Here is a 21,519-nt window from a genome sequence, read left to right as displayed (position 1 = left end):
GATTCTGGTCCAGCGGCCATGCTTCTGGCCAACCGCGGGCAGCGCCGAGGTGCGCGGGGCGGCGGCGACCGCCGGCCCGAGTGGCCAATATCACCGGCGCCCACGGCGCCCCAAATCAGATTAACGCCGGGTTAATGGGCCAAGCTTGGAGAAGCCGACGCTGGCTTCCCGCTAAGATAGAGGCGCTGTGGTCTTACTTTCACTTGTTGCAACCCATTCCAAGGTCGATCTGGAAACGGTGGCCCGCCTGAGCGCCGGCACCTCCCGGATCGATACAGACGTGCTCGCAGACGGGTCCCCGGTCACCGGCGCGGTGGTCCTGGCGACCTGCAACCGGGTGGAAGTTTACTGCGAGACCGAGAGCGAGTCCGACCTGGAGTCCGCCCGCGCCGCGCTCATCGAACAGATCAGCCGCTGCTCGGGATTGGACAATGCGCTGGTTGCCCGCTCCTTCGACCTGAACACCGGCGAGGATGTTGCACGGCACCTGTTCGCGGTCGGGGCGGGCCTGGATTCGGCCGTCGTCGGCGAACGCGAGGTGGCCGGCCAGGTGCGCCGGGCCCTGATCGAGGCGCAGGAGAAGGGCACCGCGAGCGGGGGGCTGGTCAGGCTCTTCCAGACCGCTTCCCGTACGGCCAAGGACGTGGGCACGCAGACGGCCCTCGGCGGCCGCGGGCTCTCGATCGTGTCCGTCGCGCTCGACCTCGCCACCGATCTGGCCGTCGAGAAGGACTGGTCGGACAAGCAGGTTGTACTCTTCGGGACCGGCGCGTATGCCGGAGCCACCATGGCGCTGCTGCGCGAACGCGGCTGCACCCGGATCAGCGTCTACTCGGCTTCCGGCCGCGCCGCGGCGTTTACCGAGACCCGCGGCGGCGTCCCGCTGACCCACGCGGCGCTGGACGACGCGATCGCCTCCGCCGACGTCGTCATCGGATGCAGCGGCAGCGACAACCAGATCAGTGCCGAGCGCGTGGCTGGCGTGCGCACCGGCGTCGACAAGCCGCTGACGATCATCGACCTCGCGCTGAGCCACGACTTTGACCCCGCCGTGGGCACGCTCGAGGGCGTGGAGCTGATCACGCTGGAGTCGGTGCGCATGGCCGCCCCCGAGGAACAGGCCGAATCGGTCCAGCAGGCGGCCGAAATCGTCGCCAACGCGGCCCGCAGCTTCGAGGCCAGCCGGCAGGCCCGCAGCGTGGACTCCGCCATCGTGGCACTTCGCAAGCACACCATGCAGGTGCTGGAGAACGAGCTCGAGAAGGTGCGCTCCCAGCACGGCTGCACCGGCCCGGCCCAGGAAGTCGAATTCGCCATGCGCCGCATGGTCAAGCAGTTGCTGCACCTGCCCACCGTGCGGGCGCGGGAACTGGCCGCCAACGGCGAACAGGAGCGGTACATCGCCGCCCTGGAAGCGCTGTACGGCATCACGCTCGAAGAACCCGCCCTGCCCCGGGCAGCTGACCCGGCGTCCTGCCCGGTCGCCGGGCACGGCGAAGACGCCGCCACCGCCTGACGCTGGGACAGCGCCGCAGCCCGACCGCCGCCGCAGCAGGCCAGGCCTAGTACACCGGTTTCGAGGGCTCCACGTCCCTGACCCACGCCAGGATCCCGCCGTCGAGGTGGGCTACCCGGGTGTAGCCCTGCGCCAGCAGGCTCTGCAGCACCTCGGCCGACCGCACGCCCGACTTGCAGTGGAATACCAGGTCCTTCTCCCGCGGCAGGTCGTCCAGGGCCTCGCCGGAAAGGATGCGTCCCTTCGGGACCAGGACCGCGCCCGGGATGTTCACAACGTCGTATTCGCCCGGTTCCCGGACGTCGATCAGCTGGAAGTCGCCCCGGCCGGCAGCGCGGTCGGCCAGCATCCGGGCCAGGGTGGGCGCGTCCACCGCGCGGCCGCCCTCGACCTGGGGCACCGGCGCCACGCCGCAGAACGCCTCATAGTCGACCAGCCGGGTGATCGGCTCGGCCTCGGGATCCTTGCGCACCTTCAGCTCCCGCCAGCTCATCTGGAGGGCATTGAAGACCAGTACGCGGCCCAGCAGAGTCTGCCCGATACCGGTGATCAGCTTGATTGCTTCATTGACCATCACGGAGCCGATCTGTGCGCACAGCACGCCGAGCACGCCGCCCTCGGCGCAGGAGGGCACGGAACCGGGCGGCGGCGCCTCCGGATAAAGGTCGCGGTAGTTCGGCCCGTGGGCATCCCAGAAGACACTGACCTGCCCGTCGAACCTCAGGATGGAGCCCCACACGTAGGGTTTGCCCAGCAGCGCCGCGGCGTCGTTGACCAGATACCGGGTGGCGAAGTTGTCCGTGCCGTCCAGGATGACGTCGTAGCCGGCGAAAATCTCCAGGACGTTGCCGGTGTCCAGCCGGACCTCGTGCAACACCACGTCCACGCCGGGGTTCAGCGCCAGGATGCTGTCCCGTGCCGAGGCCGCCTTGCTGCGCCCCAGGTCCGCCACGCCATGGATGACCTGGCGCTGCAGGTTGCTGGCTTCCACCTCGTCGTCGTCCACGATCCCGATCCGGCCCACGCCGGCAGCGGCCAGATACAGCATGGCCGGCGAACCGAGGCCGCCGGCACCGATCACGAGCACCTTCGCGTTCTTCAGCCTCAGCTGGCCGGCCATGCCCACTTCGGGAATGATCAGGTGCCGCGAATACCGCTCGGTCTCCTCCCTGCTGAGGGACCCGGCCGGTTCCACCAGCGGCGGCAGCTGCCCGCTCTCCAAGGTGCTCATTGTTCCAATCTACGCCCCAGCGGGTTGCTGGTGCGTAAACTGGTCGGGACTGACACTTACTGCACCGTGGCGCTGTAAGTTTCCTGACCGCAGCGCCGGAAGAGGCCGTGTAATACCGTGACGACAGAACCCCGCTCAGCCGCCAAGCCCACCCGACTGCCGCGGGAGGAACGGCGGCGCCAGCTGCTGCAGGCGGCACACGAGGTCTTCGTGGTCAACGGCTACCACGCCGCGGCGATGGACGAGATCGCCGACGCCGCGAACGTGAGCAAGCCGGTGCTCTACCAGCACTTCCCCGGCAAGCGGGAACTCTACCTGGCCCTGCTGGATCACCATCTGGAATCCCTGAACGCGATGCTGATGGCGGCACTGAACTCGACGACGGACAACAAACAGCGCGTGCATGCCACCATCCGGGCCTACTACCAGTTCATCGCCCAGGACAGCCAGGCGCACCGGCTGGTCTTCGAATCCGACCTGAACAACGACCCCGACGTGAGCGCCCGCTTGGAGGACTTCAATGCGGGGCTGGCCAGCGCCATCGCCGGTGTCATCGCCGAGGACACCAAGCTGTCGGCGGTCGAGGCCACCCTGCTGGGAAGGGCCCTGGCCGGCATGGCGCAGATCAGCGCGCGGCACTGGCTGCGCTCGGGCGGCGAACTGGACCAGGACGCCGCGAGCGAACTAATCTACCGTTTAGCTTGGCGCGGAATTTCACGCTTCCCGAAGGAACCCTAGGATAGATTCGCCAGTAGGGAACCCACCCGGCTTACAGCATTAACCAGGAGGCATCAGCGTGGAAGTGAAGATCGGCATGCAGAACGTCGGCCGTGAAATCGTGCTCGATTCGTCGCAGTCGCCGGACGAAGTGGCTGAGATCGCGAGCCGCGCCATGAACGGCGGCGCCGAGCTGCGCCTGACCGACGCCAAGGGACGCCTGGTCATCATCCCGTCCAATGTGCTGGCCTATGTCGAGATCGGCGCCGAGGGGCCGCGACCCGTCGGATTCGGCGCCCTGTAACCACCCATGGTCCCACTGGTCCTGCTGGTGCTGGTCGCCGCCGCCGTCGGCTTCATTGCCTGGGCGGTGGACCGACGGCGCCATGCCTACGGGGTGCTGTTGCTGCCCGGGATCGCGGTGGCGGCGGCGGTGCTGCTCTGGTTCATCCTCATGGCCGCCGGCCTGGGCTCCGAACCGGGAGTGCACTTCCTGTCCTGGCTGCTGCCGATGGGCGTTTCCATCCCGGCGGCGTGGGCCGGTGCCTGGTGGATCGGACGCCGGCGCGTGCAGCGGGATACCGAACAGCTGACCGCCCTGCTGGGCTGAGCGAAGCTTAGTCCGGGTAGCTGTCCGGGTCAGCGTCCGCGGCGAGCTTGCGGGCCAGCACGCTCACCGCTGCCGCCGCGGACACGTCACGGGTCGTGACTTCGGAATCGGCGTCATGCGACGTGAAGCGCAGGAAGACCTTGTTGTACCGCCAGTCCAGGTCGGGGTGGTGCCGCTGCTCCTCGGCCAAGTCACCGACGGCGGCAATGAAATTCAGCGCCTCGCGCCCGTTGTCCAGCTTGAACGCGCTGACCAGCGCTCCGCCCGCATAGCGCCACTCCGGCAGCCCGCGCAGCTGCCGGTCGATTTCTTCACTGCCGAGTACGTCTTTCGCACGTCCCACGATGCCCTCCCGGTTTGCCGCGCGGCCCCGCTGCCCGCAGCATGGGGCCCGCCTGTGCCGCCAGCCTACCGGCGAACCCGGCCGGGCTGAAGGCTTCCGCTCAGGCCGTCAGGCCCAGATCGTTCATTCGGCGCGAATGGTTCTGGGTCAGCCGGGCAAACAACTCTAGGGTGGCTTCCGCCTGCCGGTCGGGGTCCTGTCCCCGCATCAGCTCGCTCAGCACGGCGCGCTCAATCCCGATCCGCTGGGCTTGGGTCAAGGCCTCGCCCACCAGCCTGCGCCCCCACAGCGCCAGCCGGGAGGACAGCCGCGGATCGTCGGCCAGCACCTGTTTCAACCGGGCCGCGATCAAGGAGATCTGCTCGGTGTTTTCCTTGATCCGGGCGACCAGCTTCTGCGTCTCGCCATCGAGGGCTCCGGCGATGTGCAGGTAGAAGTCGCCCAGCACGCCGTCGGTGACGTAGGCCTTCATCAGGGACTCGTACCAGTCGGCCGGGCGCGTCCGGTCATGGAAGGCATCGATGGAGGGCTGGAAGGGAGCCATGGCCGTTTCCACGTCCACGCCGAGTTGCTCCAGCTGCGCGGCCACTGCCTCGAAATGTTCGAACTCGGTCACCGCAAGCCGGCCAACCGCGGCCCGGTCATGCAAAGTGGGCGAAAAGCGTGCGTCGGAGGAAAACCGCTCGAAGGCGGACAGCTCGCCGTAGGCCATCACGCCGTACAGATCGATCAGGAATTGCCGGCGGCGGCCGGAATCCTCTCCAGGCGCTGCGGGAACGGGGCTCACGGTGCTCATAAATCCAAGGGTAGCGTCCCATTTCGGCGCGGCTGCCGTTAGGCTGGCCGTGTGCCGTACCCGCATTTGGATCCGAAGGTCAACGAGTCCCAGCATCTGCTGGCACGGGTGCTGAAGGACCTGCGGACAGAGTTCGACCTGCCGCAGGAGTTCGACGCGGGCGCACTCGCGGAAGCCCGGGCCGCCGTGGCCGCCCATCGGCTGCCGGAGACCGATCTGACGGCACTGGAATTCGTGACGATCGACCCGCCCTCGTCCACCGACCTGGACCAGGCCCTGTACATAGAGTCCAACGACGGCGGGTACACGGTCTGGTACGCGATCGCCGATGTCCCCGCTTTTGTGGAAGCCGGCGGCGAACTGGATGCCGAAACCCGGCGGCGCGGCCAGACCATCTACGCCCCGGACGGACGGATCCCGCTGCATCCCGACGTCATCGGCGAACAGGCCGGGTCGCTGCTGGCGGACCAGCTGCGGTCGGCCTACGTGTGGCGATTCGAGCTCGACGCCGGTGCGCGCGTCACGGCGGCCACGCTGGAACGCGCCAGGGTGCGCAGCCGGGCCAAGCTGAACTACGAGCAGGTGCAGCAGGACATCGATTCGGGCGACGCGGCGCCCACCCTCCTGCTGTTAAAGGAAGTGGGCAGCAAGCGGGTGGAGCTCGAACGCGAGCGCGGCGGAGCCAGCCTGAATGTCCCCGACCAGGAGATCGCCCACGACGGCCGGCACTATTTCATTGTCACCAAGCCGCCGTTGCCGGTGGAGGACTGGAACGCCCAGATCTCGCTGATGACCGGGATGGCCGCGGCCAAGATCATGCTGGAGGGCAGGATCGGGATTCTGCGCACCATGCCGGGCCCGGACGCGGACGCCGAAGCCCAGTACCGCCGGCAGACCGAGGCGCTCGGGTTCCCGTGGCCGCATGAGATGGCCTACGGCGACTATCTGCGCAGCCTGGACACCACCGATCCCAAGCAGTTGGCCCTGATGCACGGGGCGACCGCGCTGTTCCGCGGTGCCGGCTACACGCCGTTCGTCGGCGAACTCCCGCCCGAACGGCAGCAGGCGGCCATCGCCGCACCCTACGCGCACGCCACGGCTCCCCTGCGCCGGCTGGTGGACCGTTTCGTGCTGGTGATCTGCCACGCCCTGTGCGCCGGCGAACCTGTTCCGCAGTGGGCCCGGGAAGCGCTGGACGAACTGCCCAAGCTGATGGCGGCTTCCGACCAGCTGGCGGGGCGGGTGGACCGCGCTGCGCTGGACGCCGTTGAAACGGCGCTGCTCAGCCACCGTGTCGGGGAGGAGTTCGACGCCGTCGTCATCACCGGCACCCGCTACCCCGGCAACGGGAACGGCAACGGCCAAGGAAGCCGCAACGGCAACGGAAACGGGAAAGTGCTGGTGGCGGGCAGGGGCAAAGGCAACGGGAACGGCGGCCAGGAGCCGTATGGCGTGGTCCAACTCAGCGACCCGCCGGTCACCGCACGATGCTCGGGAGTGCTGGAGGCGGGGGCCACGGTGCGCGTTCGGCTGACGCTGGCGGACATCGAGGACCGGCGCCTGCACTTCGAACTGGCCGACGGTTAAGGCCCCGCCCGGTGCGCCGGAGGGCCCGGTTTGCCAACGACCGGTAGACTTAACCGTGTAGTACTGGATGCCCGGTCGTTGATTGAGTGAAGTGAATCCATCAACAGATCCGTCCCTACGCGATCTTTAACCTCCTTGGCTGCCTCTTTGGCCGGCCGGGAAAGCAGTTGTTAGCCCGCGATCGGCTTCCACTGGTTGCGCCACGCTTCCGCCTTGTTCCGCTCCCGCAGCACCTGCAGGACCGTTGAGCACCGCCGGCGTCGGCGCCTGAATGAACGGTATGTAATTGAACACTGAAAATATCCAGGTGGCTGGCGAACAGCTCATCCACGCTGACAACAGCGCCGAAGAGCTGGTCGTCGAGGCCGTGCTGGCCTCCGACGAACGCCCGCACGAACTGCCCAAGCAGACCTTCGCCGACCTCAACGTCCGCGCCGACATCGTGCGGTCGCTTTTCGACGCCGGCATCACCCACCCCTTCCCGATCCAGGCCATGACCCTGCCGGTGGCCCTCGGCGGCCACGACATCATCGGCCAGGCCAAGACCGGTACGGGCAAGACCTTGGGCTTCGGCATCCCCGCGCTGCAGCGGGTGGTGGGCCCGGACGACGACGGCTTCGACAAGCTTCCGGTGCCCGGTGCACCGCAGGCCTTGATCGTCGTGCCGACGCGCGAACTGGCCGTGCAGGTCGGCAACGACCTGACCACCGCCTCCAAGCAGCGCAACGCGCGCGTCGCGGTCATCTACGGCGGGCGTGCCTACGAACCCCAGATCGAGATGCTGCAGAAGGGCGTCGAGGTCGTGGTCGGCACCCCCGGCCGGCTGATCGACCTGCACCGCCAGAAGCACCTGAGCCTGAAGAACGTCCGCATCGTGGTCCTGGACGAAGCCGACGAGATGCTGGACCTGGGCTTCCTGCCGGACGTCGAGACCCTGCTGGCCGCCACCCCGGCCGTGCGCCAGACCATGCTCTTCTCCGCCACCATGCCCGGGCCGGTGATCGCCATGGCCCGGCGGTATATGACGCAGCCGACGCACATCCGCGCCGCCGATCCGGACGACGAAGGCATCACCAAGAAGGACATCCGCCAGGTTGTCTACCGGGCGCACAACCTGGACAAGGACGAGGTCGTGGCCCGCATCCTGCAGGCCGAGGGCCGCGGCCGGACCATCATCTTCACCAAGACCAAGCGCACTGCCGCCAAGCTGTCCGAGGAGCTGATCGACCGCGGATTCGCCGCCGGCGCCATCCACGGCGACCTCGGCCAGGGCGCCCGTGAACAGGCGCTGCGCGCGTTCCGCAACAACAAGGTGGACGTGCTGGTCGCCACCGATGTCGCCGCCCGCGGCATCGACGTGGAAGACGTCACGCACGTGATCAACTTCCAGTGCCCCGAAGACGAGAAGGCATACCTGCACCGAGTGGGCCGGACCGGCCGTGCCGGCAACAAGGGCACCGCCGTCACCTTTGTGGACTGGGATGACGTCCCGCGCTGGGGCCTGATCAACAAGGCACTGGGCCTGGATGTACCGGAACCGCAGGAGACCTACTCCTCCTCCCCGCACCTGTTCACCGACCTGGACATCCCCGAAGGCACCAAGGGCAGGCTTCCGCGCAGCCAGCGCAAGCTCGCAGGCATCGACGCCGAGAAGCTCGAAGACCTGGGCGAGACCGGCAAGCACCCTGCCCGCTCCGGCGGCCAGCGGCAGGACGGCGGCCGCAGCGGTGTCCGCCGCGGCGGGGCACGCCAGGGCGGCCCGCAGGGCCGGTCCGACGCGGGCAACCCCCGGCAGCGCCGCAGCGGCGAGGAGGCAGCCGCGGAGAACACGGCCGTCGCCCCGGCCGAGAAGCCGCGCCGGAAGCGTTCACGCACCCGCCGCCGGAACGGCGAGGTCGTCACCGGGACCGCACAGCAGGTCACCGACGGCGCCAGCGGGGAATAGTGGCCGGTATCCCGTGGAGGCCCGACGGCAGCTCGCTGGTGGTCCACGCGGACAACGCCGACTTCCTGCCCACGCTGCCCGACGGCGCTTTCACCCTGATCTACCTGGACCCGCCGTTCAACACCGGCCGGGTCCAGGTCCGGCAGCAGACCTCCATGGTGCGCAGCGCCGATGGTGAAGGCGACCGCATCGGGTTCAAGGGGAAGTCGTACCAGACGGTCAAGGGCACCCTCGCCAGCTACGACGACGCGTTCGACGACTACTGGTCCTTCCTGGAGCCCCGTCTCTCCGAAGCCTGGCGGCTGCTGGCCGACGACGGCACACTCTACCTGCACCTGGATTACCGCGAGGTGCACTATGCCAAGGTGCTGCTGGACATGCTCTTCGGCCGCGAGAGCTTCCTGAACGAGATCATCTGGGCCTACGACTACGGCGCCCGCGCGCGCAACCGCTGGCCCGCCAAGCACGACAACATCCTGGTCTACGTCAAGAACCCGAAGGCCTACCACTTCGACAACGCGGAAGTGGACCGCGAGCCGTACATGGCTCCGGGCCTGGTGACGGCGGAGAAGGCCGCACGCGGCAAGCTCCCGACCGACGTCTGGTGGCACACCATCGTCTCCCCCACCGGCCGGGAAAAGACCGGCTACCCTACCCAGAAGCCCGAAGGGCTGCTGCGCCGCATGGTTGCCGCGAGCAGCCGGCCGGGCGACTGGGTGCTGGATTTCTTTGCCGGCTCCGGGACCCTCGGCGCCGTGGCCGCCGGCATGGACCGGCGGTTCGTGTGCGTGGACCAGAATCCGCAGGCCATCGACGTCATGCGCAAACGCCTGGGCCGCCATGCGGCCGTGGTTGCGGCCGATGAGTCCGCGCTCGGCGAGGTCAGTATCGGCGCCGGCGAGGTCAGTATCGGCGCCGGCGAGGTCGCGGCAGCACAGCCCGCGACCTGAACCAGCGGGCCCGCCGTAGCAAAGGCGTACCCAATCAGCGGACGATGCGGCCGGGAAGGTGCGCCGCGGCACCCGTCCCGGCGGCGAGGATGCGGTCCAGCATGGCCGGGTCGGTGGTGTTTTCGCCCAGCCGGTTCGGCTTGCCCGCACCGTGGTAATCGCTGGATCCCGTGATGATCAGATCGTGCTTGGCGGCCAGCCGGCGCAGCTCTTCCCTGCCCTCTTCCGGGTTGTCCCGGTGATCGATCTCCACGCCGGCCAGCCCTGCGTCGAGCATTTCCTCGACGACGGCATCGCCGACCACCCGGCCCCGGCTGCTGGCCACCGGATGGGCAAAGACAGGCACTCCCCCGGCCTCGCGCACCAGTGCGACGGCGGTGGCCGGGTCGGGGGCGTAGTGCGACACGTAGTAGCGCGAGTGGGCGGTCAGGATCCGGGCGAAGGCTTCGCTGCGGTCGGACACAATCCCGGCTGCCACCAAGGCGTCGGCTATGTGCGGCCGGCCGATCGTCGCTCCGTGGCCGACGCGGGCCGTGACCTCCGCCCACGTGATCGGGAAGTCCTCGGCGAGCAGTTCCACCATGCGCTCGGCCCGGGTCATGCGCGCGTCCCGTGCCTTGTTGATTTCGGCCAGCAAGCCGGGGTGGGCGGGATCGTGCAGATAGGAGAGCACATGCACGCTGATCCCCGCCACGGTACGGCACGTGACCTCCATGCCCGGCACGAAACCGATGCCCGACTCGACGGCGGCGGTGCGCGCCGCTTCCCACCCGGCAGTCGAGTCGTGGTCGGTCAGCGCCACGACGTCAAGACCGGCGGCTGCCGCGGCACGCACCACTTCGTCGGGAGGTTCGGTGCCGTCGGAAACAGTGGAATGCGCATGCAGGTCGATCTTCACACGACCAATTTACGCCAGGATCCCCGCCGCCCGCGGATGTTGGCAGCGCCTTGGGCCGATGAGACGATGGGACGGTGAGTACTTACCAAAATGAAGACGCCTCACAGCAGCCCGCCGGGGAGCAGCCGCTGGAAGACCGCGTCAACAACCGTTCCCAGCGTCCTGAATCGGATGCCTTCAAGGAGTTTATGGGCAGCCACTGGGCTCCGGCCGGCTCGTCCGCCCCGGAGCAGGCAGCCGTCGCGCCCTTCGCCGCGCGCCGCCGTCGGGCGCTCTCCGAGAAATTCCACGGTGAGCGCCTGGTTATTCCGGCCGGCCCGTTGAAGGTCCGCTCCAACGACACCGACTACCGCTTCCGCCCGCATTCGGGGTTCGCCCACCTGACCGGCCTGGGCCTGGACCATGAGCCGGACGCCGTGCTGGTCATGGAGCCCACCGAGGCGGGCGCGGGTGACGACGGCGGCCATCACCGGGCCACCCTCTACTTCCGCCCGATGTCCGGCCGGGATTCCGCCGAGTTCTACGCCAACGCGCGGTACGGCGAGTTCTGGATCGGTCCCCGGCCCACCCTGGAGGAACTGAACCGTCGGCTGGGCCTGCCCACCGCCGACCTGGGCGAACTCGAAGTCGCCATCACCAAGGACGCAGGGGTTGTCCACGTGGGCGGGATGCGGATTCGGCTGCTGCGCGAGGTCGACCTGAACGTGGACGCCCTCGTGGACACCTCCCGGATCAACACCGGCGTGGACCTGGAGGAATCCGACCAGCTCGACGGCAAGCTCTCCGAAGCGCTGTCCGAACTGCGCCTGCTCAAGGACGAGTGGGAAGTCCAGGAGATGAAGAAGGCCGTGGAGGCGACGGTCAACGGCTTCCATGAGGTGGTCAAGGTGCTGCCGCGCGCGCTGACGCATGAGCGGGGCGAACGCGTGGTGGAAGGCGCGTTTTTCGCCCGGGCACGCGAAGAAGGCAACGACCTGGGCTACGACACCATCGCCGCCAGCGGCAACAACGCGACCATCCTGCACTGGATCCGCAACAACGGGCAGGTAAAGGCCGGAGACCTGCTGCTGTTGGATGCAGGGGTGGAAGCCGACTCGCTGTACACCGCGGACGTGACGCGTACGCTGCCGGTCAACGGCACGTTCACCGAGGTCCAGCGCAAAATCTACCAGGCGGTACTCGATGCTGCCGACGCCGGTTTTGCCGCGGCGCAGCCGGGCGTGAAGTTCCGTGACGTCCACACTGCCGCGGTCACCGTGCTCGCCGAACGCCTGGACGAGTGGGGCCTGTTGCCGGTTCCCCTGGCCGAAGCGCTCTCCCCCGAGGGCCAGCACCACCGGCGCTGGATGCCGCACGGCACCAGCCACCACCTGGGCCTGGACGTTCATGACTGTGCGCAGGCGAAGCGCGATTTGTACCTGGACGGTGTGCTCACCCCGGGCATGGTGTTCACGATCGAGCCCGGACTCTATTTCAAGGACGAAGACCTGGCCGTCCCGGCCGAATACCGCGGCATCGGGGTGCGGATCGAGGACGACATCCTGATGACTTCCGATGGTCCGGTGAACCTGTCGGCGGCCCTGCCGCGCAAGCCCGAGGACGTGGAGTCCTGGATGGCCGGCATCTACGGCACCTGAGGGGACTAACGACTCCGGCGACAGCCGCCGAAGCAACGCCACATGGGATGGGATCCGCCGTCTGCAACGGCGGATCCCATCCCATTCGCGTGCGAGGCTGGTGGCGTGCGGGCTACGTGCCGGGGCGGTCGTCGTCGCGGAAGGAGCCTGCGTCCCCCTCGCCGGCTCGTGGGGTGGCGCCCGGCTGGGCCTCGCCGGCCCGGGGGCTGGTGCCCGGCTGGGTCTCGCTGGTCTGGGGGCTGCCGCCGCCGGGCTCGGTCTCGCCGGCCTGGGGGCTGCCGCCGGGCTCGGTCTCGCCGGCCGGCCGGGGCTGGGCGGGCTCGGGAGTCACGCGGATTCCGTACTGCGGGCGGCCGTCGGGCAGATCGGGAAAGCGTCCGCGCACGGGCTGACCGGTCACGCCGGGCTGGGCCGCGTCGGGCTGGGCCGGGCCGGGCTGGGGCTGCTGCGCCGGGGCGTTGCCGCCCTGGCGGTACGGGTCCTCGCCCCACTGGGCCGGGCGTTCCGGGGCCTGCGGCTGTTGGCCGGCAGGAGGCTGCTGCCCGTAGCCGGCAGGAGGCTGCTGCCCGAGGGGTGCCTGGCCCTGGTTTGCCGGCTGGCCGGGGCGCGCGGTGCCGGCCATCGGCAACTGCGCGGCGAGCCGCCGGGCTTCGTGTGCCACCTCGGTGGACACCACCACGTCGTAGCTGGTCGCGATGACCTGGTTGGTGGAGGTGAAGTCCCGCTTGCCGCGCTGCAGTGCGTAGGAAATGATGCCGAACAGCATCCAGAAGGCCGCGCCCATGGCCATCGACGAGATCAGCAGCACAAAGGTTTCGCCGCCGCCGAAGAGCATCAGCAGCAAGCCGACGAAGAGTCCGAACCACGCGCCGGTGGCCGCGCCGGAGAGGGCGACCCGCGGATAGCTGAGCTTGCCGGTGACCCGCTCGACGGTCTTCAGGTCGTTGCCGACGATGCTCACGTGCTGGACGGGGAATTCCTCGTCCGCGAGATAGTCCACCACCTTCTGGGCATCCAGATACGAGCGGTAGTTACCGATCAACTCGCCCTGCGGAAGGGTACGGCTGAGGTCCCGGGAATCTGTACGGCCAAGCATCGACATACCCCCATTGTCGCTGATATATGCAACCAGTGGTTCGGGTATCGCTTCAGGTGAACGTGGGAACCCCTCGTGCACCCTCCGCCGCCGCCCGGGCGCGCCTCTGCGCGGGTCCGGCTGGCCCGCCAAATCCCGGATTTCGGGGCCCAGCACGTAGCCTAAAGGGGTGAGCACAAAAACCAACCGCGTCTTCGTAGCCCGGCTGCTCGGCCTGGACGTCTTCGACCCGCTCGGGGACCGCCTGGGCCGACTGCGCGACGTCGTCGTCCTCGACTACGGCCCTGCCAAGCCGCCCCTGGTGGTCGGCCTGGTGGTCGAGGTCCCCGGTAAAAAACGCGTGTTCGTCCCCATGACCCGGATCACCTCGATCACCGCCGGGCAGGTCATCTGCACCGGGCTGGTGAACCTGCGCCGGTTTGAGCAGCGCGGCGCCGAAACCCTGGTGGTCGCCGAGATGTTCGACCGCCGCGTCACGCTCGCCGACGGCAGCGGCGATGCCACCATTTTGGACATCGGCATGGAGCAGTCCCGCGACGGCGACTGGTATGTGTCCCAGCTCTTCGTCCGGCGCGGCCATTCCACCTCGCCGCTGCGCAGCCTGCGCCGCAACGAGACACTGATCGTGGACTGGCACGAGGCCTACCAGGGCGCCCGCCACGAACCGCAGGCCGCCACTACCTTCGTGGCCAGCCACGAGGACCTCAAACCCGCCGACTTCGCCGAGGCGCTGCACGAAATGACGCAGAAGCGCCGGCTGGAAGTCGCGAGCGAGCTGCAGGACGACCGGCTGGCGGATGTGCTCCAGGAGCTGCCGGACGACGACCAGGTGCAGATCCTGACGTCGCTGGATGCCGAACGCGCCGCCGTCGTGCTGGAGGAAATGGATCCGGACGATGCCGCGGACCTGCTGGCCGAGCTGCCCGAGGAGCAGAAGGAAGAGCTGCTGCAGCTGATGGAGCCGGAAGAAGCCAAGGACGTCCGGCGGCTGCTGGAGTACGAGGAAAACACCGCCGGTTCCATGATGACGCCGGTGCCGGTGATCCTGCCCCCGGAAGCCACGGTGGCCGAGGCCCTGGCGCATGTGCGCCGTGAAGAGCTCACGCCGGCGCTGGCGTCGGCCATCTTCGTCTGCCGGCCCCCGCTGGAGACGCCCACCGGGAAGTACCTGGGCGTGGTCCATATCCAGCAGCTGCTGCGCTATCCGCCGCCGGAGGCGCTGGGCAATATCGTGGATTCGGACTTGGAACCGGTGCTGGACCTGAGCGATGTCAGCGAGGTGGCCCGCACCCTGGCAACGTACAACCTGAATGCCCTGGCGGTGGTCAACAGCGCCGGCCGGCTGGTCGGCGCCGTGACGGTTGACGACGTGTTGGATCATCTGCTGCCCGACGACTGGCGGGCGCAGGACGACTCCCCCGTAAGCGGAGGTGGACGCTTTGGCTGAGAAGGCAGATCGGAAAATCAAGGTCGCGGGACTGGACACCCCGCGCGAGACCCGCACGCGCCTGCTGGTCCGGTTGAGGCCCAACCCGGATTATTTCGGCAAGGCCACGGAGTCCTTCGCCCGCTTCATGGGCACCCCGCAGTTCCTGATGTGGATGTCGGTTTTCTGTCTGCTCTGGCTGGCCTGGAACACGTTCGGACCCGAACACCTGCGCTTCGACAGCGCCGCGCTGGGCTTCACGGCGTTGACCCTCATGCTCTCGCTGCAGGCCTCCTACGCCGCTCCCCTGCTGCTGTTGGCGCAGAACCGCCAGGACGACCGGGACAAGGTCTCGCTGCAGCAGGACCGCCAGCGCGCGGAACGCAACCTGGCGGACACCGAGTACCTGACCCGCGAACTGGCAGCGCTGCGGATCGCCATCCGCGAGGTGGCCACGCGCGACTTCGTCCGCAGCGAGCTGCGCTCGGTGCTGGAAGAACTGCTGGACGACGAGTCCGGGGACGAACGCCGCCGCGGCCGGCGCCGGCCCTCCGATGCCACCACCTCGCTGCCCAAGCTGCCGCCGCCTGGAAGCGGCGGCCAGGAGAACTGATCCATGACTGATCCACACCTGTCGCAACACCCGGATCCGGCCGCCGTAAGGCGCGCGCTGGGAACGGTGATCGACCCCGAGCTTCGCCGTCCCCTCGCGGAGCTGGGCATGCTCAAGGACGTCCGGATTGACGACGGCGGACGGGTCACCGTCGGCGTGCTGCTCACCATCTCGGGCTGTCCGCTGCGCGGCACCATCACGACCGATGTGGAGCACGCCCTGGCAGCCGTCCCGGGCGTTTCCGGGGTGGCGGTGGAGCTGGACGTGATGACGCCGCAGCAGCGCAACGATCTCAAGGAACAGCTGCGCGGTGCCGGACGCGGCAATCCGTTCGCCGATCCGTCCTCGCTTACCCGCATCTACGCCGTGGCCAGCGGCAAGGGCGGGGTGGGCAAGTCCAGCGTGACCGTCAACCTCGCGTGCGCCATGGCCGCCCAGGGGTTGCGCGTGGGCATCATCGACGCCGATGTCTACGGTTTCTCGGTTCCCGGGCTGCTGGGCATCACGCAGGCCCCCACCCGGGTGGACGAGATGATCCTGCCGCCGGTGGCCTACGGGGTGAAGGTCATCTCGATCGGCATGTTCGTGTCGGGCAACCAACCGGTGGCCTGGCGCGGGCCCATGCTGCACCGGGCCCTGGAGCAGTTTCTCACCGACGTCTACTTCGGCGATCTTGATGCGCTGTTCCTGGATCTGCCTCCGGGCACCGGGGACGTGGCAATCTCCGTCGCACAGCTGCTCCCGTCCTCGCAGATCCTGGTGGTGACCACCCCGCAGGGCGCCGCGGCCGAGGTGGCGGAACGCGCCGGCGCCATTGCCGCGCAGACCGGGCAACAGGTGGCGGGAGTCATCGAGAACATGTCCTGGCTGGCGCTGCCGGACGGATCCAGGATGGAAGTCTTCGGCTCAGGCGGCGGAACTGCCGTCGCCGAGCGGCTCTCCGCCGTGCTGGAGACGCCGGTACCGCTGCTGGGAAGCATCCCGCTGGAACCCCGGCTGCGCGCCGGCGGCGACGCCGGCCGTCCCATCGTCTTGGACGGGGCAGACGGCTCCGGATCCGGGGGCGCCGCGGCCGAACTGCGGCGAATGGCGGCGGAATTGGCAGCGCGTCCGCGCGGTCTGGCCGGACGCACGCTGGGCGTCACTCCCCGCTAGCGCGTGCAGGGGCACCGCGCTGGGCGCCACCGAGCGACGACGGATGCCGCGCTTCGCGGTCAAGTCGCCTCGGTGTCGAACGGCGCCGCCTCGCCCGGGGCAAGCCGTGCCGCGGGCCCGGCCGCCGGACGCGCCGGCGCCCTCGAACCGGTTGACATGCCCGTGCCGGCTGCGGTTGCGGCTGCTGCCGCGACCGCCGGCGCCGCCGGGGCCGGACGCGGCGTCTCGTCGTCGTCCAATAATGCTTCTTTGATGATCCGGCGGGGGTCGTATTGCCGCGGATCTAGCTTCCGCCAGTCCATGTCGACGATGTCGTCGCCGACTTCCTCGCGCAGCTGCTCCTTGGCGCCCGCGGCCATGGTTTTCAGCTGTTTGACGAACCTGCCCAGCTGCGCGGCGTATTCGGGCAACCGCTCAGGTCCGAGGATCACCAAGGCAAGGATTGCCAGGATGATCAGTTCTGAGCCGTTGATTCCAAACACGATTGAAGGTTACCCGTTCGCCGGGCCGGTCAGCCACTTGGCGGGCTGACCATCATGCCCAGCCCGCGGATGATGCGGCTGAGCGGATCGTCGGCCGGCGACGGCGCCGGGAGCTTGAGGCGGGAGTTCTCCGACAGCACCACGTGGCTGACCGTCTCCGGCATCTCGGCCAGCGGAAGGTCGGACCACAACGTGTACGTCACCTCGTCGGAGTGGAGCACCACGGTCCAGTCCTCGCCGCCGCGGATCCACACCGCCCGGTTCAGCCCGGCGACTTCCCGGAACCCGTCCATGGTCACGGGATGGCCCGTGGTGGCATTCACCGGCGGCGCGGAATCCGTCACCCGGGCCGTTCCGTCCGCGCTCCCGTCCCCGCGCCGCTGCTCGGTGACGACCACCCGGTGGCTGCCGTCGCTCAGCTCGAGCCGGACGGCAGGCTGCCCGTCGACGATCGTCTGTTCCGCGCTCTGCATGCGGTAGCCAAGCCCGGGCAGCAACGGGCAGGTCCAGCCACTGCGCCGGAGCTCCTCGAGTGCCGCGCTGTCCATGGCGATCGGACGGGCGGCGCCTGCATCCGCGGCCACCGGCACCCAGGCCGTGCCTGTGGCAAGGCCTTGGCCGGCGTCCGCGTCCGGGGTCTCGCCGCCCAAAACGAAAGCCGCGGACAACGTCAGCACGGCGCAGCCGCCCACCACGCCGCCGGCGACGGCCAGCACCCGCCTGACCGGCCTGCGCGCGGGCACCGCCTCCGTCCGGGAGCCGCCGGCCGCCGGGAGGGCAGCGGCACCGGACACCGCGGCAGCGCCGGGTACGGCAGCGGGCCGGTTTTCCGGGGCCCGGAAGGGCACGGCGCCGGGCGGGGGCCCGTCCGGCTCGGCAGCCCCGGGTCGGCTGCAGCGCAGCAACCGCGCGGTCAGGTTGTCATCAGGGGGCGGCACGTCCAACGAGCGGAGGCGATCCTGAATCTGGCGGAACTCGTCAACGCTCTTGCGGCACCGCCGGCAGCGTTGAAGATGGCGTTCGAGTGCGGGGCGGCGGTCATCGGAGAGTTCGCCGTCCAGATACTCCGCCAGCTCTCTTTCCGGGTGGAGCATGGCAACGATCAGTGGGCTCCGGCGATTCGGGGCAGTTTCAGGCGCGCGCGTTTGCCGGCGGGATCCCGGTGCGCCAGCTTCTCCCGGAGCATGGTCCGGCCGCGGTGGATGCGCGAGCGGACGGTGCCCAGCTTAACGCCAAGGGCCGCGGAGACCTCGTCGTAGGACAACCCCTCGAGGTCGCAGAGCACCACCGCGGCGCGAAAGTCCGGCGGCAGCTCGTCCAAGGCGGCCTGGACATCGATGTCCAGGTTGTTGTACTCGAAGCTGCGCTCGGGGCCGGGATCCTTGCCGGGCAGCCTGGCTTCGGCTTCGTCGCTCAGTCCATCGAACCGGATGCGGCTTTTGCGCCGGGCCTGGTCCAGGAACAGGTTGGTGGTGATCCGGTGAAGCCAGCCGTCCAGCGTACCGGGCTTGAAGTTATCCAGCGACCGGAAGACGCGGACAAAGACTTCCTGGGTGAGGTCTTCGGCGTCATACCGGTTGCCCGTCAGCCTGAAGGCCAGTCGGTAGACCTTGGCGGAGTGGTTGCGGACCACTTCTTCCCACGTCGGAGCAACCCACTGATCGTTGCCGGCCGCGGCGTCCGACGCGGCGTCCTGAAGCTTCGTCATCTTTGTGCCCCTTCGTCGACCCGCCCGCCTGCCGCCCGCCTCCTGGGCGTCCGGGAATGCGGCTGGCGTGCTGCCGGTCTGATTTCGGCGTCCCGGGTACCCATCTTGGCCCAAAAAACTGGGAGAATTCTGTAAACGGGCTGCACAAATACCGCTAAGTGCTCCCCGGCTGTCTTCCCCGGCCGGCGGCGCCTGCCCCGACGCCGCGGCACGCGCCCGATCCCGTCAACTGTGGCAGTAGGCTTGGCACTGCGGCCCTGCGCCGTTTCCCCGGAACAGCCGAAGAGAAAGTGATGATACATGAGTGCCGACAAGCAGACGAGTTGGTCCTACACGGAGGGGCTCCCCGCCGAGGATGACGTCTTGCTTCGGGCCCGTGAGCGTTCCCATGAACTGGGCGTTGCGGCCGTCGGCACCGGGGTCGGCGCTGCTTTGACTGTCCTCGCCGCGGGAACCAAGGCGCAGACTGTGGTGGAGATCGGTTCCGGCGCCGGCGTGTCCGGGGTCTGCCTCCTGCGGGGGCTCCCCCCGGCCGCGGTGCTGACCACCATCGACGCCGATGTCGACCATCTGCGCGCGGCCCGCCAGGCGTTCGTCGACGCCGGCATTCCGGGCAACCGCACGCGCACCATCTCCGGCCGGGCGGCCGACGTGCTGCCCCGGCTGACCGACAACGCCTACGACCTCGTCTTCGTCGACGCGGACAAGCCCTCGTATCCGCTGTACGTGGAGCAAGCGGTCCGGCTGCTCAAGCGCGGCGGCATGCTGATCGTCAACGACGCCCTGGACCATGACCGGGTCTCGGATCCGGCCATCCGCGAAGATTCCACCACCACGCTGCGCAAGGTCGGCAGGGCCATCCGGGAAAACGAGCAGTTGCTGTCCACCATCCTGCCGACCGGCGAGGGACTGCTGCTGGCCGTCAAACGCTGACCGTTCCGCTGCGCCCTGCCGGCGGGCAGCCCGGCCGTCCGACGACCGCCTGCGCTAGCCGCGGTAGGAGCGCAGGAAGGACAGCAGCAGCCGGGCACCGTATCCCGTGGCCCCCTTCGTGACCTCGGCCCGGTCGGAGTCCGCGCGGGCCGTTCCGGCGATGTCCAGGTGGATCCACGGGAAGGTGCCGACGAATTCGCGCAGGAACAGCGCCGCGGTGATCGATCCTCCGCCGACCTTCGAACGCTGTGACGCTATGTGCGAGATGTCCGCGATGCCGGATTCCAACGCGAAGCCGTACTCGTCCGCCACCTCGTCCAGCGGCATGTGCCAGACCCGCTCCCCGGTGGCCTCGCCCGCGGCTTCGAAAGCGCGCACCAAGGACGGCCGGTTGCCGTACAGCGCCGCATGCTGCCTGCCCAGCCCCATGGACGCCGCGCCGGTGAGGGTGGCGATATCCACCAAGACGTCAGGCTGCAGCCGGGCGGCGGCGTAGGAGAGGCCGTCCGCGAGCACCATGCGCCCTTCCGCGTCCGTGTTGCCGATCTCCACCGTGGTGCCGTCCTGGACGGTCACCACGTCGCCGGGCCGGTAGGCGTCGGCGCCGATGGCGTTCTCTGCCAAGGCGAGCAGCCCGGTGACACGGTGCGGTACGCGCAGCTCCGCTGCGGCGGCGAGCACCGCCAGCACGACGCCGGCGCCCGCCATGTCGGTCTTCATCGGCAGCATCGGTTCGCGCGGCTTAAGCGACAGCCCGCCGGTGTCGAAGGTGATGCCCTTGCCGACGATGACGATGTGCCTGGTGTCCTCGCCGGCCTGTGCGGGCGTGTAGTCCAGCTGCACCAGCCTGGGCGGAGTCGGCGACGCCGATCCCACGGCCAGCAGACCGCCAAACCCTTCGGCAGCGAGCTGATGCTCGTCCCAGGTGCGGATACCCAGGCCGCTGGACGCGGCGAGGCGCCCGGCCTGGCCTGCCATCCACTCCGGACTCTTCACGTTGGAGGGCATGTTCGCCAGGTCCCGCGCCAACCACGTGGCCCGGGCGCCGATAGCTGCCGTTGCGGCAGTCCCTGCCGAGATTCCGGTAAGCTCCAGCACCGCGGCCATCGGTTTTGGCCCGTCGGACGTGCCCGCGCGCGGCGGCCGGTAGCCGCCCAGCAGGAATCCCTCGATGAAAGCCTGCTGCAACTCGTCCGGCAGGCCGTCGACGGCGGTGCTGCGCACCCGGTCGGTGCCCATCGTCGCCTTGGCCAGGGCGGCTCCGGCCTTGCGCAGCTCCGCTGCGCTGCCACTGCCCAGCCCAATCAAGACCAGGCGCGCCGGCAGCTGCGCGGAACGAGGCGGCGCCGGCGCCGCCAGCACGTCGCCTGCCTTGCCGGAGATCCCGTGGACCTCCGCCAGGGCCGCCACGTCGGCGCCAAAGTCTGCCGCCGCTTCGGCGGCTCCCTGGCGCGGCTGCGGCGTCACCTGCTCAGCATTGAACTCGCCTGCAGCGATGGGTACCGCCAGCACGGTGACTTCCTCGGCACCTTGGGCCGGCGACTGTCCGCGGCCGAGGGCCGGCAGGGCCAGGACGCGCGCCATCTGCGGTTCAATCAGGGCCTGTTCCAGATGACGGGCGGTTTGTTCCTCTGCGGTGGAGGGAACGCGGCTCACAGCAAACGGTTCCTAGCTTGCCACGTCGCTGGTGACGCCGAGCAGGCAGTCCTTGAGGTTGCCCGCTTCTTCGGCGTTGAGTTCCAGCACCAGACGTCCGCCGCCGTCGATGGGCACCCGCAGGATGAGGCTCCGCCCCTCCTTGGTCACTTCCATCGGTCCGTCACCGGTACGCGGTTTCATCGCAGCCATCTGGGAATTCCCTTCCGCCATGGGGCAG

General features: G+C 69.0%; 22 protein-coding genes. 12 read left to right on the top strand and 10 right to left on the bottom strand.

Translation table 11 applies throughout. From position 1 onward, the window contains the following. The first annotated feature begins 187 nt into the window (after positions 1-187). Positions 188-1,516, top strand: coding sequence for a glutamyl-tRNA reductase (locus AC5RUK_RS08055; RefSeq protein WP_494107784.1), 1,329 nt, complete (start codon positions 188-190; stop codon positions 1,514-1,516). A 46-nt stretch (positions 1,517-1,562) separates the two neighbouring features. On the opposite strand, the gene moeB is transcribed toward AC5RUK_RS08055, so the two are convergent. Further along, positions 1,563-2,747 carry a molybdopterin-synthase adenylyltransferase MoeB gene (moeB, locus tag AC5RUK_RS08050; RefSeq protein WP_494151851.1) on the bottom strand — a complete coding sequence of 395 codons (1,185 nt, stop codon included), beginning with the start codon at positions 2,745-2,747 and terminating at the stop codon, positions 1,563-1,565. A gap of 117 nt (positions 2,748-2,864) precedes the next feature. On the opposite strand from moeB, the gene AC5RUK_RS08045 reads away from it, so the two are divergent. From AC5RUK_RS08045 to AC5RUK_RS08035, 3 genes are read left to right on the top strand one after another with little or no spacing between them, the layout of a single operon-like run. Then, positions 2,865-3,485 carry a TetR/AcrR family transcriptional regulator gene (locus AC5RUK_RS08045; protein WP_493989097.1) on the top strand — a complete coding sequence of 207 codons (621 nt, stop codon included), beginning with the start codon at positions 2,865-2,867 and terminating at the stop codon, positions 3,483-3,485. A gap of 58 nt (positions 3,486-3,543) precedes the next feature. Continuing rightward, complete coding sequence (locus AC5RUK_RS08040) at positions 3,544-3,768, top strand: DUF3107 domain-containing protein (protein WP_136784705.1); 225 nt, start codon at positions 3,544-3,546, stop codon at positions 3,766-3,768. A gap of 6 nt (positions 3,769-3,774) precedes the next feature. Beyond that, the gene (locus AC5RUK_RS08035) at positions 3,775-4,074 is read left to right on the top strand and encodes a hypothetical protein (RefSeq protein ID WP_494151850.1); all 300 of its coding nucleotides are present in this window, start codon (positions 3,775-3,777) and stop codon (positions 4,072-4,074) included. 7 nt (positions 4,075-4,081) lie between these two features. On the opposite strand, the gene AC5RUK_RS08030 is transcribed toward AC5RUK_RS08035, so the two are convergent. Both AC5RUK_RS08030 and AC5RUK_RS08025 read right to left on the bottom strand, forming a co-directional pair. Next, on the bottom strand, positions 4,082-4,417 hold the full coding sequence (locus AC5RUK_RS08030) for a 4a-hydroxytetrahydrobiopterin dehydratase (RefSeq protein ID WP_494107781.1): 336 nt from the start codon (positions 4,415-4,417) through the stop codon (positions 4,082-4,084). Between the two features lie 100 nt (positions 4,418-4,517). Beyond that, on the bottom strand, positions 4,518-5,213 hold the full coding sequence (locus AC5RUK_RS08025; RefSeq protein WP_493989094.1) for a ferritin-like fold-containing protein: 696 nt from the start codon (positions 5,211-5,213) through the stop codon (positions 4,518-4,520). A gap of 51 nt (positions 5,214-5,264) precedes the next feature. Here AC5RUK_RS08025 and AC5RUK_RS08020 point away from each other — a divergent pair, with 51 nt between their 5' ends. The 3 genes from AC5RUK_RS08020 to AC5RUK_RS08010 all read left to right on the top strand — a co-directional run bounded on the left by AC5RUK_RS08020 (position 5,265) and on the right by AC5RUK_RS08010 (position 9,695). Beyond that, a complete protein-coding gene (locus AC5RUK_RS08020; RefSeq protein ID WP_494151849.1) occupies positions 5,265-6,800 on the top strand; it encodes an RNB domain-containing ribonuclease in 1,536 nt (511 codons plus the stop codon). Positions 6,801-7,086: 286 nt separating this feature from the next. Then, positions 7,087-8,745 (top strand): DEAD/DEAH box helicase, encoded by a 1,659-nt coding sequence (locus AC5RUK_RS08015; protein ID WP_494151848.1) that lies wholly within the window; start codon positions 7,087-7,089, stop codon positions 8,743-8,745. Beyond that, positions 8,745-9,695: a DNA-methyltransferase gene (locus tag AC5RUK_RS08010; protein WP_494151847.1), complete on the top strand. Its 951-nt coding sequence runs from the start codon at positions 8,745-8,747 to the stop codon at positions 9,693-9,695. The genes AC5RUK_RS08015 and AC5RUK_RS08010 overlap by 1 nt, the downstream gene beginning before the upstream one ends. 34 nt (positions 9,696-9,729) lie before the next feature. Here AC5RUK_RS08010 and AC5RUK_RS08005 read toward each other — a convergent pair whose 3' ends face one another. Then, positions 9,730-10,593 (bottom strand): PHP domain-containing protein, encoded by an 864-nt coding sequence (locus tag AC5RUK_RS08005; protein ID WP_493989091.1) that lies wholly within the window; start codon positions 10,591-10,593, stop codon positions 9,730-9,732. Between the two features lie 74 nt (positions 10,594-10,667). On the opposite strand from AC5RUK_RS08005, the gene AC5RUK_RS08000 reads away from it, so the two are divergent. After that, positions 10,668-12,230, top strand: coding sequence for an aminopeptidase P family protein (locus tag AC5RUK_RS08000; protein WP_493989090.1), 1,563 nt, complete (start codon positions 10,668-10,670; stop codon positions 12,228-12,230). Between the two features lie 112 nt (positions 12,231-12,342). Here AC5RUK_RS08000 and AC5RUK_RS07995 read toward each other — a convergent pair whose 3' ends face one another. After that, the gene (locus tag AC5RUK_RS07995) at positions 12,343-13,332 is read right to left on the bottom strand and encodes a YflT domain-containing protein (protein WP_494151846.1); all 990 of its coding nucleotides are present in this window, start codon (positions 13,330-13,332) and stop codon (positions 12,343-12,345) included. A 163-nt stretch (positions 13,333-13,495) separates the two neighbouring features. On the opposite strand from AC5RUK_RS07995, the gene AC5RUK_RS07990 reads away from it, so the two are divergent. From AC5RUK_RS07990 to AC5RUK_RS07980, 3 genes are read left to right on the top strand one after another with little or no spacing between them, the layout of a single operon-like run. Next, on the top strand, positions 13,496-14,773 hold the full coding sequence (locus tag AC5RUK_RS07990; RefSeq protein WP_493989088.1) for a magnesium transporter MgtE N-terminal domain-containing protein: 1,278 nt from the start codon (positions 13,496-13,498) through the stop codon (positions 14,771-14,773). Then, positions 14,757-15,365, top strand: coding sequence for a DUF1003 domain-containing protein (locus tag AC5RUK_RS07985; protein ID WP_494107775.1), 609 nt, complete (start codon positions 14,757-14,759; stop codon positions 15,363-15,365). Before AC5RUK_RS07990 ends, AC5RUK_RS07985 begins: the two co-directional genes overlap by 17 nt. 3 nt (positions 15,366-15,368) lie before the next feature. Beyond that, positions 15,369-16,520, top strand: a complete 1,152-nt coding sequence (locus tag AC5RUK_RS07980; RefSeq protein WP_494151845.1) for an Mrp/NBP35 family ATP-binding protein — start codon at positions 15,369-15,371, stop codon at positions 16,518-16,520. A 59-nt stretch (positions 16,521-16,579) separates the two neighbouring features. Here the strand turns inward: AC5RUK_RS07980 and AC5RUK_RS07975 are convergent, their stop codons facing one another. Genes AC5RUK_RS07975 through sigE form a run of 3 tightly spaced genes read right to left on the bottom strand, consistent with a single transcriptional unit; the run spans position 16,580 to position 18,710 of the window. Then, a complete protein-coding gene (locus tag AC5RUK_RS07975; RefSeq protein ID WP_493989085.1) occupies positions 16,580-17,002 on the bottom strand; it encodes a twin-arginine translocase TatA/TatE family subunit in 423 nt (140 codons plus the stop codon). A gap of 29 nt (positions 17,003-17,031) precedes the next feature. Next, complete coding sequence (locus AC5RUK_RS07970) at positions 17,032-18,096, bottom strand: anti-sigma factor family protein (protein ID WP_494151844.1); 1,065 nt, start codon at positions 18,094-18,096, stop codon at positions 17,032-17,034. Between the two features lie 8 nt (positions 18,097-18,104). After that, positions 18,105-18,710, bottom strand: a complete 606-nt coding sequence (gene sigE / locus AC5RUK_RS07965) for an RNA polymerase sigma factor SigE (protein WP_493989083.1) — start codon at positions 18,708-18,710, stop codon at positions 18,105-18,107. A gap of 300 nt (positions 18,711-19,010) precedes the next feature. Between sigE and AC5RUK_RS07960 the strand changes: the two genes are divergently transcribed. Then, on the top strand, positions 19,011-19,643 hold the full coding sequence (locus tag AC5RUK_RS07960) for an O-methyltransferase (RefSeq protein ID WP_494151843.1): 633 nt from the start codon (positions 19,011-19,013) through the stop codon (positions 19,641-19,643). A gap of 54 nt (positions 19,644-19,697) precedes the next feature. Here the strand turns inward: AC5RUK_RS07960 and AC5RUK_RS07955 are convergent, their stop codons facing one another. Together AC5RUK_RS07955 and AC5RUK_RS07950 are read right to left on the bottom strand one after the other, a co-directional pair. After that, positions 19,698-21,299, bottom strand: a complete 1,602-nt coding sequence (locus AC5RUK_RS07955) for a leucyl aminopeptidase family protein (protein ID WP_494151842.1) — start codon at positions 21,297-21,299, stop codon at positions 19,698-19,700. A 12-nt stretch (positions 21,300-21,311) separates the two neighbouring features. After that, entirely contained in the window at positions 21,312-21,491 is a 180-nt protein-coding gene (locus tag AC5RUK_RS07950; protein WP_127511285.1) for a DUF3117 domain-containing protein, read from the bottom strand. Positions 21,492-21,519 lie beyond the last annotated feature (28 nt).

The sequence above is a fragment of the Arthrobacter sp. Y3223065 genome (assembly GCF_059090885.1).
The sequence above is the reverse complement of the archived record's forward strand: the minus strand, read 5'-3'. Positions and strand labels throughout refer to the sequence as shown.